Genomic DNA, 15,737 nt, shown 5'->3' on the forward strand with positions numbered 1-15,737 from the left:
GTCTCGCAACCGATTTACGGCCTCATGGAAAAGCCAGAGACATGACCATTCGTTTATCGGCCCTGTTGCTGTCGTCCGTTGTTTCCTTTTCCGCCGCCCAGGCGGAGTCGCTTCGAGCCAGCGTGACGGTGCAAACCGATCGGCCCGGCAGCGTGATCGATCCAGGCATCTATGGCCAGTTCGCGGAGCATCTGGGCCGCGGCGTCTATGAAGGCGTCTGGGTCGGCGAGAGCTCGCCGATTCCCAACACTCGCGGCATACGCAACGACGTCGTGGCGGCCCTGAAGGAGCTGGGAGTGCCGGTGCTGCGCTGGCCCGGTGGCTGCTTCGCCGATGAATATCACTGGCGTGACGGCATCGGTCCGCGCAATCAGCGGCCGACGCGCATCAACACGACCTGGGGCGGAGTCGTCGATGACAACGCCTTCGGCACGCATGAGTTCATGGACTTCGCCGAAATGATCGGCGCCGAAGTCTATGTGAATGGCAACGTCGGCACCGGCTCCGTGCAGGAGATGGCCGAGTGGGTCGAATACATGACCGCCGACAACAACTCGACGCTGGCGCAACTGCGTCGCGCGAACGGTCGCGACAAGCCCTGGCGCCTGCACTACTTCGCGGTCGGCAACGAGACCTGGGGCTGCGGCGGCAACATGCGGCCCGAGTTCTACGCAGATCTGTACCGCCAATACGCGACCTTCATCAAGACTCCGCGTGATAACAAGCCTCAGCGCATCGCGAGCGGTGCAAACGGCAGCAACACAGAATGGACCGAAGTGCTGATGCGCGAGGCCGGCAAGCACATGGATGCCATCAGCGTGCACTACTACACCTTGCCGCGTGGCGAGTGGAAGGACAAAGGCGCTGCCACCCGCTTCCCCGAGTCCGAGTGGATGTCGACGTTCAAGCGCACGCTGCGCATGGACGAGATCCTGACCAACCACGGCAAGATCATGGATCGCTACGACCCGCAGCGGCGCGTCGCGCTCCTGGTTGACGAATGGGGCACCTGGTATGACGTCGAGCCCGGCACCAACGAGGGCTTCCTGTATCAGCAGAACAGCCTGCGCGACGCACTGGTCGCGGCGATCAACTTCAACATCTTCCATCGTCACGCGGCGCGCGTGCGCATGACGAACATCGCGCAGATGGTGAACGTGCTCCAGGCCATGATTCTCACCGACGGGCCGAAGATGGTGAAGACCGCGACTTATCACGCCTTCGCCCTGTACAAGCCATTCCGAGGTGCCACTCATGTTCCGGTGGAAGTATCGACGGCCGAGTACAAGCTTGACGCTGAGAGTGTTCCGGCCGTGCATGCCACAGCCGCGCGAGATCAAGCCGGTGCCCTGCATATCGCGCTCACGAATCTGGACCCTCATCGGGCCGCCACGGTCGAGCTGCGCTTGCCGGGCCAGACGATCAAGGCGCTACAAGGGCAGATCTTGACCGCCGCCAGCACCGATGCGATCAATACCTTCGAGGCGCCCGATGCCGTGCGCCCGGCTCCATTCAAAGTCCCACGGGCTCGCGGCGATCGGCTGCAGCTCGAGGTGCCCGCGAAAGCGCTGCTCGTATTGAGTCAGAGGTAACTCATGAGCAAACCCAATACCATCGCCTTCCGCATGCAGCTGAAGCCTGGCAGAGTCGACGAATACCGGCGGCGCCACGACGAGCTGTGGCCGGAGCTGGCCGAAACGCTGCGTGAGGCGGGGATCTACGACTATTCCATTTTCCTCGACCCGAAAACGCTGCAACTGTTCGCGGTGCTCAAGCTGCGCCCGGGGCATCGCCGTGAAGAGCTGCCCGAGCATCCCGTGATGAAACGCTGGTGGCTGTACATGGCGGAGCTGATGGAGACCGAGCCCGATCTGCGACCGCGCGAGTGGCCCCTCGTGCCCATGTTTCATTTGGATTGAAGGTAACGTTTCATGCCCGTTCAGCTTCGCGATTACGACACGGCACGCCTGCATCGCACCGTCCAGCTGCTGATTTCCAATCTGGTCGACCTGAAAGATTCCTCCGGCGAATTCCTGCTGCGGCTCGACGACGGCCGCGTCATCGACACCAAGGGCTGGAACGATTGGGAGTGGACGCACGGCATCGGGCTGTACGGCATTCAGCAGTATTTCCAGCTCACCGGCGAGCCGCGCTGCCTGCAAATCATCAAGGACTGGTTCCGCGATCGCTTCGCCGCCGGCACGCCGACCAAGAACGTCAACACCATGGCGCCGTTCCTGACGCTGGCCAATCTTTACGAGCAGTACCGCGATCCGACCTATGTGCCCTACCTGGACACCTGGGCCGAGTGGGTCATGCACGACATGCCTCGCACCGAAGAGGACGGTCTGCAACACATCGTTTTCAATTCCGAGAATCCGCAGCAGTTGTGGGATGACACGCTGATGATGTGCGTGCTGCCGCTGGCGCGCATCGGTCAGGTATTGGGTCGCCCTCAGTATCTGGAAGAAGCGCGCCGGCAGTTCCTGATCCACATCAAGTATCTTTACGATCGTCGCACGGGTTTGTGGTTTCACGGCTGGACGTTCGACGGCCGGCACAACTTCGCCGAGGCGCTGTGGGCGCGCGGCAATTGCTGGGTCACCATCGCGATTCCCGAGTTCATCGAGATGTTGAACCTGCAGCCGGGCGACGCGCTGCGCGAGTTCCTGATCGATACATTGAAAGCCCAAGTCCGCACGCTGCAGAAACATCAGGATGCGAGCGGGCTGTGGCACACGCTGATCGATGACCCCTCGTCTTACCTGGAAGCCTCCGCGACGGCCGGTTTCGCCTACGGCATTTTGAAAGCAGTCCGCCGGCGCTACCTGCCCGAGAAATATCTGGACACTGCCCTGCGCGCCGTCGCGGGCGTGCTCGAGAACATCAGCGATACCGGCGAGCTGCGCAATGTTTCTTTCGGCACCGCCATGGGCTCGGACCTGGACTTCTATCGCAAGATCCCGCTGACGCCCATGCCCTATGGCCAGGCCATGGCCATGCTGTGCCTGGGTGAATACCTGCGCACACGTATCTGATCGCCATGGCCACCCGCACGGTTCGATTCGGCCACTACCTCGCCTACGGGAGCAATGATTTCCTCGGCGCCGGGGCGATGTCGGTCATCAGTGGCTGGATCCTGTTCTTCTATACGACCTTTTGTGGCCTTACCGCCGTGCAAGCCGCCGCGATCTTCGCGATCGCGCGGCTCTTCGATGCCGTGGTCAGCCCGCTGATCGGCTACATCTCCGATCATTTCCATCGCACCGCCCTCGGCCGGCGCTTCGGCCGTCGGCGGTTCTTTGTCTTGCTGGCCGTGCCGCTGCTGCCGAGCTTCGCGCTGATGTGGATCGACGGCATGAGCTTCTGGTACTACCTCGTCACCTACGTGTTCTTCGAGGTCGTGTACGCGATGGAGCTGATTCCATACGAAACGCTGGCCGCGGAGATGTCGCCGGACTACAAGGTCAAAGCGAAATTCGCCGGCGCTCGCATTCTATGCGGCCAGGTTGCTGCGATCCTGGCTGGCGTTCTGCCCGGCCGCATCATCGAGGCGTTCGGCAAGAGCTCGGCCGAGACGTTCTTCTATCTCGGCGTGATCTTCTCGGTGATCTTCATGCTGGTCGCGCTGATCGTGTTCACGTTCACCTGGGAGCGGCCACGCGAGGAGATCGAAAGCATCGCTGTGGATCATGGCGATCAGTCGCCGCTGCGGCGGCTGACGCAGCTCTACTCCGATCTGATCGCCACGCTGCGGATTCGCGCGTTTCGGCTGCACCTCGGCATGTACCTCGGCGGCTACATCAGCCAGGACATCTTCAATGCCGTGTTCACCTACTTCATCGTGTTCGCCATCGGCGGCAGTGTCGTCATGGCGTCGAACATGATGGGAACGATGGCATTCGCCCAGTTGCTCGCCGTGGCCGTGTTCATTCCGATGTGCCTGCGGCTGCATCCGGCGCCGTCGTATCGGATCGCAGTCAGTTTGTACGCCGCCTCCGTGTTGGGTTTCGTCGCGCTCTATCAGATGCACCCCGTGCCGACGTGGTGGATTTACGCGCCCGTGTTGCTCGCGGGCTTGGGCCGCGGCGGGCTCAATTACATTCCCTGGAATACCTATAACTACATGGCCGATGTCGATGAGATCGTCACTGGCCGCCGTCGTGAAGGCGCGTTCGCAGGCGTCATGACGTTCATTCGCAAGACATCGCAGGCCGCGGCGGTCATGGGCGTCGGCTTCGTGCTGCAGGCCGGCGGATTCATTTCCGGGAACACGACTCAATCGGCTGAGGCCGTGCAGACCATCGTGCTGATGCTGGCCCTGGGGACGCTGACTCTGCTCGCGTTCGGTTGGATCGTGTCTCTGCGCTTCAGGCTCGATCGCGACACGCATGCGGTACTGATGCGGGAGATCGTCCGGTTCAAGCAGGAACCCGATCCTGTACCCGACGCCGAAAGCCGACGGATCGTCGAAGATCTCACCGGCTGGCGCTACGAGGAGCTTTGGGGGCGGCCGCGCAAAGGCGATGCGCAGCAGCCTGACGCGGCGGCCACGCTTTAGAAAACCGTTGACTCTCCTGCTACGTCAGGGTGCAAGCTAGCCGCCTGGCAGTTTCGAGGCGGTCATGTTCCGGATCGGCGATTTCTCGCGGCTGGCGCGGGTCACGATAAAGACCCTGCATCACTACGATGAGGCAGGGCTGTTGCAGCCGAGCCATGTGGACCGGCACAGCGGCTATCGCTACTACGACGCTTCGCAACTGCAGACGCTCCACCGCATCCTGCTGTTGAGGGATCTCGGCTTCTCCCTCGAGCAAATCCATGAACTGCTGCGCGCGGATGCCCGATCTTTGGCTGCGACGCTGGAGACGCGCCAGCAGGAACTTGCCGAGAGCATCGCCGCCGATCAGGCGCGTTTGCGTCGGCTGGAAGCCTTGCGGACGACGCTCGATCCACGAGGTCCTGCAAATCAACCGCCCGTGTTGCTGAGAGACTCACCGGCGATCGAAGTGTACTCGGTGCGCGAACGCGTTCCTCATTTCGGTGCGCCGATGCAGCGGCTGTTCGAAGAGGCCGAGTCCGTTGTAGCGGCCGAGCACGCGCGCGGCCCCGCCAGTCCGTTCACGATCTTTCATGACCCGGATTACCGTGAACAGGATGTAGACGTCGAGATCTGCATTCCGGTGAAGCACAGCGTCACAAAGCTCAGCACGCATCTGCTGCCGCGTTGTGAAGCAAGCGCGTCGGTCACCTATCACGGCCCTTATGAGCAGACGCCACTCGCCTATTCTCAGCTGCTCGAATGGATGAGCCGCAGCGGCATGCGCCTGGCTGGGCCGCTGCGCGAGATCTATCACCGCTACGGCGCGGACCAGATCGGCTACTCCCTGCCGGCTGCGGTGCTGGCGAAACGCAGCGCAGATTTCGTTACTGAGCTGCAGGCGCCCGTGGTGCCGAACTCATCACAGGAGACGCCGGTATGACCTGTCGAATCATTGCAGCACTGTTAGTCACCGCCGCGCTCCTGGCTCATCGGAGCGCAATCGCCGACGAGATGCGCGAGACGCATCCGAATATCGATACATCCTATGGAACGCTTACGCTCCGCGATGGCGTGAAGCTACAAACAATCGTCACGAAACCTGCGGCTGCGACCGGTCGGCTGCCTGCGATTCTGTTCGTGCAATGGCTCTCCTGCGACACCATCGCGATCTCGGACAACCCGCGCGACGGCTGGTCCGCCATGCTGAAAGAAGTCGTCCGGCGCTCGAATGCACTGGTGTGGAGAACGGAAAAGCGCGGCGTCGGCGCGAGTGAAGGCAATTGCGCAACGATGGATTACGACACGGAGCTCGACGATCATCGCCAAGCTCTGGAACAACTGCGACTGCGGGATGACGTCGATCCCAAACGCATCGTGATCTTCGGGGGCAGCATCGGCGGCACGTACGCCCCGCTCCTCGCCGCCAACCAACCTGTCGCCGGCGTGATGATCTGGGGCGCCGGCGCCACGACTTGGGCGGAGCGCATGTTGAAGTTCGAACGCAATGCGCTGGAGCTGAAGGGCTCGCCACCCGATCAGCTCGCGCGCGAGATGACGCTGCGTCTGCAGTTCTTCGATCGCTACCTGATTCATCGCCAGACACCCGCCCAGATCGCCGCTGCCGACGCGACGCTCGGCGCCGTCTGGCCTCGCATCGTCGGCACGACTGCGAACGATCACTACGGCCGCCCCTTCGCTTTCCACCAACAGGCTCAGCAGGCCGACTGGGCCGCCGCGTGGTCAAAGGTAGACGCGCCGGTACTCGCTCTCTACGGCGAATACGATTGGTTCGAATCTCGCGACGCTACCTTACTCATCGCACGCATCGCCAACGCAAAGTCACCAGGCCGTGGCACCTTCGCCGAGATCCCGCGCATGAACCATCACTTCGCGCAGTATCCGAACGCGACGGCGGCGTTTGCGGAAAAGGAGGGACAGGTGAATCCAGAGCCGGCGGTCAGTGTGATGCTGGAGTGGCTGAAGAAAATCCTGGGCTCGCCAAGCTAAGCGCCCCAAGAGAGCATTCGCTCAGTTAATCGATTCTCCGTGGTCATGCGCTCCATGCAGAGCCGTACACCGCCATAAGATGTCGCATACCAAGTCGAATTGCGTGCCTCAATCGAGCGAGGCCTGACTGATGCCAACGCTGGGCGCTTGATTCCAGTGGAAGATCCGATGAAGGAATTCGGTATCGAAGAATGAGGGTCTACTGGACCCCAGAAGCTCGAGCACGGCTACGCGAGGTTCACTGGTATGTCCCATCGTTGCCGCGGAAGTGACGGCGCGCACACTGCGTCGCTCACAGCAGCTTGCGACGGCTCCGCTGTTAGCGCGGGCGTCTACTGCCGGCGAAAGGTAGGCATCGATAGAAACTTACTTGGCGACAACGGATTGGAGGCTCGGGCCGGAATCGAACCGGCGTAGACGGCTTTGCAGGCCGCTGCATAACCACTTTGCTACCGAGCCGTAGGAGTGGGTAGGAGTGGTCAACCCTAGCTCCTGCCGGTGCCGCCGGACCCTTATTGGCGTTCTTAAGTTGCTGGCGGCACTGAAGAATTGGAGCGGGAAACGAGGCTCGAACTCGCGACCTTAACCTTGGCAAGGTTACGCTCTACCAACTGAGCTATTCCCGCGTCGCGCCCGGTGGACGTGGCCACCGGAGAGGCCGCTATTCTAGGGTCGAGTCCGAAACTGTCAAGGCAAGTTGTGCATTTCCCACAGAATTATTTCACGCCTGACCGCATCAAGTCCGGCCAGGCGGCGCGTAGGTAAACCACCATGGACCACAGCGTCAGCGCCGCGGCGGCCACGAGGCAGTAAAAGCCCAGCTCGAATGCGGGGATGAACCACACATCTTCCCGGAACAGCATCATCGACAGGCCGGTCATCTGGAAGATGGTCTTGACCTTGCCGATCGACGACACGGCCACCTTGCCTCGCGCGCCCACCTCCGCCATCCATTCTCGGAGCGCGGAAATGGTGATCTCGCGGCCGACGATCACCGCGGCAGTCAGCGTGATCAAGGTGTGCGGATCGAACTTGATGAACTCCAGCATCGGCGGGTCATAGCTGACCAGCAGGATCAGCGCGACCGCGACCATCAGCTTGTCCGCCACCGGATCGAGGAACGCGCCGAGCGCCGACATCTGGCCGAGCTTGCGCGCCAGATAGCCGTCGAGCGAATCGGTGACGGCCGCAAGGATGAAGATCCAACCCGTGGCCGCCTTGGCCCAGTGTTGGTCCATATAGAAGAGGACGACCACCAGCGGAATCATGATGATCCGCGCTACGGTCAGGATGTTCGCGATAGGAAAAGTCACTGGGGCGAATTGTAAGGACTTTTCAGCCGTTCGCGTGCAATGTGTCATAGATCGATTGCGCCAGTTTACGACCGATGCCGTGGACTTTGGCCAAATCGTCGATTCCCGCACGGCTCACCCCCTGCAGACCGCCAAATTGCCGCAGCAGTTCCCTACGTTTGCGCGGCCCCAACCCGGGAACGGTCTCTAGCACGGACTGGGTGCGCGCCTTGCCCCGGCGCGCCCGGTGGCCAGTGATGGCGAACCGATGCGCCTCATCGCGCACGCGCTGGATCAAGTGCAGCGCCGGCGAATCCGGCGGCAGCAGGGTCGGCAGCTCGTGCCCCGGCAGGAACAACCGTTCCTGTCCCGGCCTGCGGTCCGCACCCTTCGCGACGCCCGCGATCAACACATTATCGATCTCCAACTGCTGCAACACTTCCGTAGCCTGGGCAAGCTGCCCCGGTCCGCCGTCGATCAGCAGCACGTCGGGCGTCGGCGCCTCGCCCTTCTTGATGCGGGCATAGCGCCGCGACAGCGCCTGGCGCATGGCGCCGTAGTCGTCACCGCCCGCGATGCCTTCGATGTTGAAGCGCCGATAGTCGCTCTTGATCGGACCGTCCGGGCCGAACACGACGCACGAGGCCACGGTGCGCTCACCCATCGTGTGACTGATGTCGAAGCACTCTATACGCGCCGGCGGATTCGGCAGATTGAACACTTCCTGCATCGCTTGCAGTTGTTCGACACTCGTCGCCTCGGTGGCACGGCGCATCTTTACGCCCAACTCGGCATTGGTGCGCGCCATTTCAAGCCAGCGCGCGCGAACGCCCCGGACGTTCGGGCGGATGCGCACCGACCGCTCCATGCGCTCGCTCAACGCCTGCTCGAGCGTGTCCGCGTCTTCGATCTGTTCGTTGATCAGAATCTCGCCCGGCGCTTCGCGCCCCAGGTAGTACTGCGCCAGGAAGCCCGAGAGCAACTCCCCCGCTTCTGCAATGCCTGGCTTGGGAAAAAAGTTGCTGCTGCCGAGATTGCGCCCGCCGCGCACGAACACGATCGAGACGCAGTGATCGCTGCCGTGAGAGACGAGCGCGACGGCGTCGATGTCCTCGGTGGCATTGCGTGTGACCGACTGAGTCGAGTGAATGGCCTTGATGCCATTGATCTGATCGCGCAAGCGCGCCGCCTTTTCGAACTCCAGCTCCTGCGAGGCCTGTTCCATGCGCTGGGCCAGGTCGTCGATCAGCTCGGCGCCCTTGCCTTCCAGCACCTTGATCGCATCGTTCAGGTCCTGCCGGTACTCCTCCGGCGAGATCAGCCGCACGCACGGCCCCGAGCAGCGCTTGATCTGGTGTTGCAGGCACGGGCGCGAGCGATTGGCGAAGAACGAGTCGCTGCAGGGGCGCAGCAGGAACAACTTCTGCAATAGCAGAATCGTCTCGCGCGTCGCCCTTGCATTGGGATATGGGCCGAAGAAGCGGCCCGGCAGCTTGCGACTGCCCCGGTAGAAGCTGATGCGCGGATATTCGTCCTCGGTCGTGACGTAGAGGTACGGAAAGCTCTTGTCGTCGCGCAGAGTGACGTTGAAGCGCGGCCGATGGCGCTTGATCAAGTTGTACTCGAGCAGCAGCGCCTCGGTTTCCGACGCCGTCACCGTCACTTCGACATTGGCCACCTGCGAGACCATCGCCATGGTCTTGGCCGCCTGCGCCTTGCCCACGAAGTAGGTCGTGAGCCGATTCTTGAGATTGCGCGCCTTGCCGACGTACAGCACCTCGCCATCGGCGCCTATCATGCGATAGACGCCGGGGCGCTGGCTCACGTTGGCCAGGAACAGCTTGGAGTCGAAGGGGACGCTCGAAGGACCGGTCATGGCGCCATTTTAGTGGATGTACCCGGTCAACGCTGGTCAGGCATTGCCCCGCCGCTTCAGCGTGCGTTCAGTCGCTCCATCAGATCGAGCCGGGCTCGCCAGGGATCGGGGGCGGCGATCGGGGCGCCGCTCGATGAGAAGTCGAGGATGGCATCGGCCGCGGCGTTGTAGGCCGGCCAGGTCGGACGACTTGCGCCATTCGGATTGCCGGTTCGTGCAAAGGCTACCCAGTAATCGCACATCGCCGCGGCGATTCGTCCGTCCGCGGGCGAAACGATATCGCCATGGACTGCGCTCAGCAGATCGAAGGCATACGGAACGTCGGTCGCATGCTGAGCGCCATACGGAGAGCCGCTGCGCTTCGCTTCGAGCACATACGAGAATCGAAATGCGTAGACCCGGCGCAATTGGCTCATCGAGCGAGCGATGAAGCGCGCGGGCTCGACCATGGCTCGATCCGAGCCGATCGCGTTGTTGATTCGCTTCAGATCGCCGTCCCCGGTCGGATCGTAGGCCGAGCGAGCTGTGCCGGCATCCGCGCCGAAGATGGCGAACGCATCCTCGACACTCTTCGCATAGCTGAGACTGAGATCCGAACTGGTCGCGCCGACAATGAGGGGCACCGGATGTTGACGACCGGCTGCATAGGCCTCTTCCGGCGACTCGACGAACAGCTTCCCATCGATCACGGGACCGCTGAACAGCGCCCTGTCGGGCACCAGCAGGCCGACCATGTTGAGTCCGGACGTGACTGCGTCGGCGCTGAGCTCGCGCAATTTGGCGAGTGCGGCGGCATCGGCGCCCTCTATGCCTTTGCTCTTCGCGAACTTGATTCCGAGGGTCGCAGCGCTGACGGCGTCCGGCACATCCTTGGCCAGATCGCGTGTCCGCACGAGCTTGCGACCGCCGCCGGATTGGATGATCGCTCGATCGAACAAGCCACTCGTCGACGGCGACGTAAGCAGCATATTGATGGAGATGCCGCCCGCGGATTCACCGACGACCGTGATGTTGTTGGCGTCACCGCCAAAGCGATCGATGTTGTTCCGGACCCAGCGCAAGGCCGCGATCTGATCCATCAGTCCGTAGTTGCCTTTCGCTTCCTCGGCGTGCTCTGCACTCAATGCCGGGAGGGCAAAGAACCCGAAGCGGCCAAGCCGATAGTTGAAGCTCACGAAAACTGCGTCACGCGCGGCCACGCCTTCGCCCGTCGAATCGGGCGACGAAGATCCGCCATTGACGAAGCCGCCGCCGTGGATCCAGACCATCACCGGCAACTTGCGAGCGTCCGACGCGGGCCGCCAGATATTCAGATAGAGACAATCCTCGGCGACTGGATGGCGACCTTGCGTGGGTGTCGGCCCGAAGGGCGCTTGCATGCAATCGGCACTCAACCGCCTCGCATCGAGAACTTCCTTCCAAGGATCGACAGGCTGAGGTGCTCGCCAACGCAGGTCGCCGACCGGCGGCTTTGCGTAGGGAATGCCGCGAAATACCGCCAGGTTGTTTTCAATGACGCCCTGGACGACGCCACTTGCGGTGCTGATTCGCGTAACCGGCGCAACATCACTCGCATATGCGACGCTACTCAGCACGAGCAGGACGGCCAGCAAAATTGCACGGATGCCGACAACCGGCGTGCAACTCACGCGATGAACATGGCGATGCTGGTCGCCTGCATCGCCTGCCGGTATGCGGCGAGCAGGTGCGCATTGTGGTGCGAATGCGAGCCAGGTTGCGCGGCCGCTCATGACCTGCGCGTGTCCTCATTCACTGTCGAATGCTTCGGCTCGAGCTTGGCCTCGCCATGAATCGCGCGTTTTGCAGCCGATGGCCCCACGAACACGCGAAACTTTCCAGCTGCCCGATGCCAGCCTTTCTCGCGCTCATACGATGCGAGCAGCCGCGGATCCGCTTCGATGGTGACCGTCCGCGACTCGCCCGGCTGGAGCTCGACGCGGTGCCAGCCAACGAGACGATGCGTACGGCCTGGCGGCGCTGCATAGAGCTGAGCCGTTTCGATGCCAGGTCGAGATCCGGTGTTGGTCAGTTTGAAGGTGGCGCGCAATTCGGCGCCAACATTGAGGCGAAGATCGCGGTAAGTAAATGTGGTGTACGTCAGCCCGTGCCCGAAAGCGAACAACGGTTCGGCTTTCGCGCGTTCGAACCAGCGATAACCGACATCGCTGCCTTCCTCGAAGTGAATCGCGAACGGCTCGACCGGCGCACCCAATCCAAACGGAGTGCGGCGAGCGGGATCGAATCCGGGAATCGCCGGTCGCGGCAACTGATCGGCGCTGCGTGGGAAGGTCATCGGCAAGCGTCCCGAGGGCGACACGATGCCGGTCAGAATCTTTGCAATCGCTTGACCGCCTCGCTGTCCCGGATACCAGGCCTGCAGCACCGCGCCAACTTTGCTCAGCCACGGCATGCCGGTCGGATTGCCGGTCTCGAGCACGACGACGGCGTGCGGCTTGACGGAAGCGACGGCGTCGATCAAGGCGTCCTGCGCATGAGGCAGACTGAAATCCGCCGAGTCCATGCCCTCCTCTTCGGCCCTGGTCGCAAACACGATGGCAACGTCGACAGCGCGGGCAAGCTCTGCGGCACGCTTCGGATCGGCGCCGTCGTCAAACTCGAACTGCGTGTCCGAGCGCAACTCCTTCAGCGCTTGCAACGGCGAGGACAATCCATAAACCGGCGCAAGCAGCGCTGCGATTCCTTCACGGCCACGCTTATCGAGAAAGTGCCCGCCATACGGCATCACTTGCGACGATCCGCCACCGGAGAGCACGCCGCGATCGGCGAATCCGCCGATGACAGCAACGCGCTTCGCATTCTTCGCCAGCGGCAACACGCCATCGTTCTTCAGCAACACCATGCCGGACAAGGCGACGCGCTCGGCCACATCAGCGTGCGCCACCTGATCGATCGCACGGCCGGGCTGTGCTGGATTGTCGATCGCCCCAATCGCGAAGAAGCTGCGCACGATACGCTGAGCTGCCTCGGCGACGCGCTGCGCTGGAATCCCACCTTTGCCGACGGCTTCCTTCAAGCCGCCGAAATACGGCTCGTCTTGCGGCGATTCCTGATCGAGCCCGGCCGTGAGGGATGCCTGCAGGCTGTGCACCGCGCCCCAGTCGGACATGACCCAACCCGGGTACTGCCATTCGCCCTTCAACACCGTCTGGAGCAGAAACGAATTCTCACAGGCGTAAGCGCCATTGATCCGGTTGTATGCGCACATGACCGCACCCGGCTGGCCCTGCTCTATCGCAATCTGAAAAGCGAGCAGATCCGATTCGCGGAGCGCGGCCTCGTCGATCACGGCATCGTGAACGAAACGTCCGGTCTCCTGGCTGTTCAGCGCGAAATGTTTGGTCGTGGCAATCACATGCTGGCTTTGAATGCCCGCGATCTGCTCGCCGATGATGATTCCAGAGAGCAAAGGATCTTCGCCGGCATACTCGAAGTTGCGGCCATTGCGTGGCTCACGAGTGAGATTCACACCGCCAGCGAGCTGAACATTGAAGCCCTTCGCATGCGCCTCGGCGCCGACCATGCGGCCTGCCTCACGCGCCAGCGCCGGATCGAACGTCGCGGCCAATGCCAGGCTCGCAGGCAGCGACGTCGCCTCATCGCCTCGGCGCACGAATCCACCCAGATTCGCGACGCCCAGGCTCGCATCCGACATCTGCTGCGCCGGCATGCCGACGCGCGGAATGCCTGCGACGAATCCTGCCGAGCCGATCGCGCCCTTCGGCGTGTACTTGCGCATCGATTCCGGAACCGTGGGCGGCAACGGCACGCCCAACGACAACAATCCGAAACCCGATTCGGTGCGCAGCAGGGAAATCTGCTCATCGAGCGACATGGCATCGACCATGGAACGCGCACGCTCATCCGCAGGCAGCGAGCGATCTTCCCAGGCGCGCGCATTCGATGTTTCGGCCAGCGCCTCTGACAGCAGCGCACTTCCCATCAGCAGCACGCCGGTGAGCGTCTTCATTCCCGTGGACATGGATTACCTGGAGCTTCGTTTCTTCTTGGGTCGACCGGTTTCACCCGGCACCTGCAGCACTTCCGCGTCGAGGGCCGCTGTCAGCATCTGGCGCAGCAGTTCGATGGACTCATCGATCTCGGCTGGCTCATTCGTCAACACACGAGCGACCGACAAGCCACGCAGCGCCCATACAAACAATCGCGTGGCAGCGGCCGACGTGCGGCCATTGGCCGCGCCAATGATCGCGCCCGCCTGTCGAAAGGAGTCCTGCTCGATCTCTTTTTGCAGAGGCTTGAGCCGTGCCGAAAGCTCTGGATCGCTGCGCGACCCTTGCAACACCTCAAGCGCAGCCACGGCCGCGGGCCGGCGCAGCACTTCCCAAGCGACCTTCGGAAAGGCGAGCAGTCGCTCACGAGCATCGGCGAGCGGGCCGAGCGCTTTTTGATAGAGCGCTATGTCTTCCTCGTACACCACTTTCACGACGTACAGCATCAAGTCCACTTTGCTCGGGAACTGATGCAGCATGGCTCCGCGACTGACCCCCGACTCCTCACAAACGACCATCGTGGTCGTCGCGGCATAGCCTCGGGTGTGCAGCGAGTCGATCGCGGCTTCGAGCAACCGGGCGCGGGTGGCGGCGCTGCGGTCTTCCTGCGTACGTCGAATCGCTGGCTTGGTCGATTTGGCAGATTTCACTGTTGTTGTCATCCCGGTGGCGATCCCCGCCGCGCCATGCGGCCGAGATGATGAGCGCTGGGTTTGGCAGTACGGACGAACGTCGTGCGATCCACCGAGACCAGGCCGAACTTCGGCCCGAACCCGGCAACCCACTCCCAATTGTCCAGCAGCGACCAGTGAATGTAACCACGGACATCGATGCCGTCACAAAGACAAGCGGACACACCCGCGACGGCGCGATCGATGAAGGCAACCCGCCGAGTGTCGTCCTCGGTCGCGACGCCGTTCTCCGTGACGTAGATCGGCCGATTCGAATGGCGGGCCACGGCTCTGATGACACCCTCGAGCGCCTCGGGCGCGAAGGGATAACCCATCTGAGTGAGCTCGATCCCGCGCTCGGGTGGCAAGTCCGATTCGCCCTCGACCACGCTATAGGTGTAGTTCTGCACGCCGATATAGTCGCCGTTGGCGGCCAGCCACGGCAGCATGACTTCGCCCTGCTTTCGTGCGATGGCCTCCGCAGAGCCGCGTTCGTCGTTCAACGACAGCGTCACGCCCACCGGGAATCGCCCCGCCGAGGCTTGCTTGATCGCATCGTAGGCGCGGTTGTGTGCCTCGATCATGATGGGCTGTTGAATGCGGAAGTCGCTCAACATCGGCGGGCTCCATTTCGCCGCGCCGATGCTGGTGCGCGCCAGCTCGCGAGCCGCGACGATGTGGGGTCGTAGCGGACGAATGGCCGGCGACCAGCTGACCAGCGCGCCCAAGTTAGGCTCGTTGAACGTCGCCGCGATGCCGATCAGATCGCCGAGCTCTCGCGCGATGAGAGAACAGTAATTTACGAAAGGCTCGATACCGTCCCTGGTCTCGAAACCGCCGGCTGCGGCGAACCAGCGCGGCGTCGTGAAATGATTGAATGTCACGAACGGCGTCATGCCGTGCTTGCGGATCGTCTCGAGCACGCGCCGGTAATAAGCGATCGCGGCGTTGGAAATCCGCCCCCGCTCCGGCTCGATGCGCGACCACTCGATCGAGAATCGGTGCGTGTTGAAGCCGAGCGACGCCGCGAGAGCGATGTCTTCATTCACCCGGTTATAGGCATCGACTGCATCGCCGGAAGGGTCCTTGAAGATCGACGGCTTCGTGTGCTCCATCACCCAGAGATCGCTGGCGTAGTTGCCGCCTTCGATCTGATAGGCCGCACCAGCGCTGCCCCAGAGGAATTTCTCCGCCTTCGTTTGCTTGCTCGTGGCCGCGGCGCCGGACGACGCGGCACCGGCCAACAACGATCCGCCTACCAGCAGCAACGCGGAGCGGCGATCCATCTTCATGGTCATA

General features: G+C 62.5%; 12 protein-coding genes and 2 tRNA genes. 6 read left to right on the forward strand and 8 right to left on the reverse strand.

Annotation, left to right across the window (positions count from 1 at the left end):
- The first annotated feature begins 41 nt into the window (after window positions 1-41).
- The 6 genes from GYH35_RS08675 (at window position 42) to GYH35_RS08700 (ending at window position 6,550) form a co-directional block, all read left to right on the forward strand.
- A complete protein-coding gene (locus GYH35_RS08675; RefSeq protein WP_161828189.1) occupies window positions 42-1,592 on the forward strand; it encodes an alpha-N-arabinofuranosidase in 1,551 nt (516 codons plus the stop codon).
- A gap of 3 nt (window positions 1,593-1,595) precedes the next feature.
- Entirely contained in the window at window positions 1,596-1,919 is a 324-nt protein-coding gene (locus GYH35_RS08680) for an L-rhamnose mutarotase (protein ID WP_161828190.1), read from the forward strand.
- A 12-nt stretch (window positions 1,920-1,931) separates the two neighbouring features.
- Entirely contained in the window at window positions 1,932-3,038 is a 1,107-nt protein-coding gene (gene bglB, locus GYH35_RS08685) for a beta-galactosidase BglB (RefSeq protein ID WP_161814952.1), read from the forward strand.
- A gap of 5 nt (window positions 3,039-3,043) precedes the next feature.
- On the forward strand, window positions 3,044-4,561 hold the full coding sequence (locus GYH35_RS08690) for an MFS transporter (RefSeq protein ID WP_161828191.1): 1,518 nt from the start codon (window positions 3,044-3,046) through the stop codon (window positions 4,559-4,561).
- 64 nt (window positions 4,562-4,625) lie between these two features.
- Entirely contained in the window at window positions 4,626-5,483 is an 858-nt protein-coding gene (locus GYH35_RS08695) for a MerR family transcriptional regulator (RefSeq protein ID WP_161828192.1), read from the forward strand.
- Complete coding sequence (locus tag GYH35_RS08700) at window positions 5,480-6,550, forward strand: alpha/beta hydrolase (protein WP_161828193.1); 1,071 nt, start codon at window positions 5,480-5,482, stop codon at window positions 6,548-6,550. The genes GYH35_RS08695 and GYH35_RS08700 overlap by 4 nt, the downstream gene beginning before the upstream one ends.
- Before the next feature lie 385 nt (window positions 6,551-6,935).
- On the opposite strand, the gene GYH35_RS08705 is transcribed toward GYH35_RS08700, so the two are convergent.
- The 8 genes from GYH35_RS08705 to GYH35_RS08740 all read right to left on the reverse strand — a co-directional run bounded on the left by GYH35_RS08705 (window position 6,936) and on the right by GYH35_RS08740 (window position 15,736).
- Window positions 6,936-7,009, reverse strand: a tRNA-Cys gene (locus tag GYH35_RS08705).
- 91 nt (window positions 7,010-7,100) lie between these two features.
- Window positions 7,101-7,176: transfer RNA gene (locus GYH35_RS08710), tRNA-Gly, on the reverse strand.
- Window positions 7,177-7,266: 90 nt separating this feature from the next.
- Window positions 7,267-7,911 (reverse strand): CDP-diacylglycerol--glycerol-3-phosphate 3-phosphatidyltransferase, encoded by a 645-nt coding sequence (gene pgsA, locus GYH35_RS08715; RefSeq protein WP_161815329.1) that lies wholly within the window; start codon window positions 7,909-7,911, stop codon window positions 7,267-7,269.
- On the reverse strand, window positions 7,886-9,718 hold the full coding sequence (gene uvrC, locus GYH35_RS08720) for an excinuclease ABC subunit UvrC (protein WP_161828194.1): 1,833 nt from the start codon (window positions 9,716-9,718) through the stop codon (window positions 7,886-7,888). The genes pgsA and uvrC overlap by 26 nt, the downstream gene beginning before the upstream one ends.
- 56 nt (window positions 9,719-9,774) lie before the next feature.
- Window positions 9,775-11,469 carry a carboxylesterase/lipase family protein gene (locus tag GYH35_RS08725; protein WP_161828195.1) on the reverse strand — a complete coding sequence of 565 codons (1,695 nt, stop codon included), beginning with the start codon at window positions 11,467-11,469 and terminating at the stop codon, window positions 9,775-9,777.
- Window positions 11,466-13,739, reverse strand: a complete 2,274-nt coding sequence (locus GYH35_RS08730) for a beta-glucosidase (protein ID WP_202624172.1) — start codon at window positions 13,737-13,739, stop codon at window positions 11,466-11,468. The genes GYH35_RS08725 and GYH35_RS08730 overlap by 4 nt, the downstream gene beginning before the upstream one ends.
- Before the next feature lie 3 nt (window positions 13,740-13,742).
- Window positions 13,743-14,417 (reverse strand): TetR/AcrR family transcriptional regulator, encoded by a 675-nt coding sequence (locus tag GYH35_RS08735; RefSeq protein WP_161814945.1) that lies wholly within the window; start codon window positions 14,415-14,417, stop codon window positions 13,743-13,745.
- Window positions 14,418-14,425: 8 nt separating this feature from the next.
- Window positions 14,426-15,736, reverse strand: a complete 1,311-nt coding sequence (locus GYH35_RS08740; protein ID WP_202624173.1) for a glycoside hydrolase family 1 protein — start codon at window positions 15,734-15,736, stop codon at window positions 14,426-14,428.
- Window position 15,737: the final 1 nt, after the last annotated feature.

It is taken from the genome of Steroidobacter agaridevorans, assembly GCF_009932555.1.
In the GTDB taxonomy this organism is placed as follows: domain Bacteria; phylum Pseudomonadota; class Gammaproteobacteria; order Steroidobacterales; family Steroidobacteraceae; genus Steroidobacter; species Steroidobacter agaridevorans.

Bases quoted from the DNA above. Each gene is read 5' to 3' on its own strand.
- uvrC (WP_161828194.1), bottom strand. From the start codon at position 9,718: ATGACCGGTCCTTCGAGCGTCCCCTTCGACTCCAAGCTGTTCCTGGCC.
- GYH35_RS08725 (WP_161828195.1), bottom strand. From the start codon at position 11,469: ATGAGCGGCCGCGCAACCTGGCTCGCATTCGCACCACAATGCGCACCT.
- pgsA (WP_161815329.1), bottom strand. From the start codon at position 7,911: ATGACACATTGCACGCGAACGGCTGAAAAGTCCTTACAATTCGCCCCA.
- GYH35_RS08690 (WP_161828191.1), top strand. From the start codon at position 3,044: ATGGCCACCCGCACGGTTCGATTCGGCCACTACCTCGCCTACGGGAGC.
- GYH35_RS08675 (WP_161828189.1), top strand. From the start codon at position 42: ATGACCATTCGTTTATCGGCCCTGTTGCTGTCGTCCGTTGTTTCCTTT.
- GYH35_RS08695 (WP_161828192.1), top strand. From the start codon at position 4,626: ATGTTCCGGATCGGCGATTTCTCGCGGCTGGCGCGGGTCACGATAAAG.
- bglB (WP_161814952.1), top strand. From the start codon at position 1,932: ATGCCCGTTCAGCTTCGCGATTACGACACGGCACGCCTGCATCGCACC.
- GYH35_RS08700 (WP_161828193.1), top strand. From the start codon at position 5,480: ATGACCTGTCGAATCATTGCAGCACTGTTAGTCACCGCCGCGCTCCTG.
- GYH35_RS08740 (WP_202624173.1), bottom strand. From the start codon at position 15,736: ATGACCATGAAGATGGATCGCCGCTCCGCGTTGCTGCTGGTAGGCGGA.
- GYH35_RS08680 (WP_161828190.1), top strand. From the start codon at position 1,596: ATGAGCAAACCCAATACCATCGCCTTCCGCATGCAGCTGAAGCCTGGC.
- GYH35_RS08730 (WP_202624172.1), bottom strand. From the start codon at position 13,739: ATGTCCACGGGAATGAAGACGCTCACCGGCGTGCTGCTGATGGGAAGT.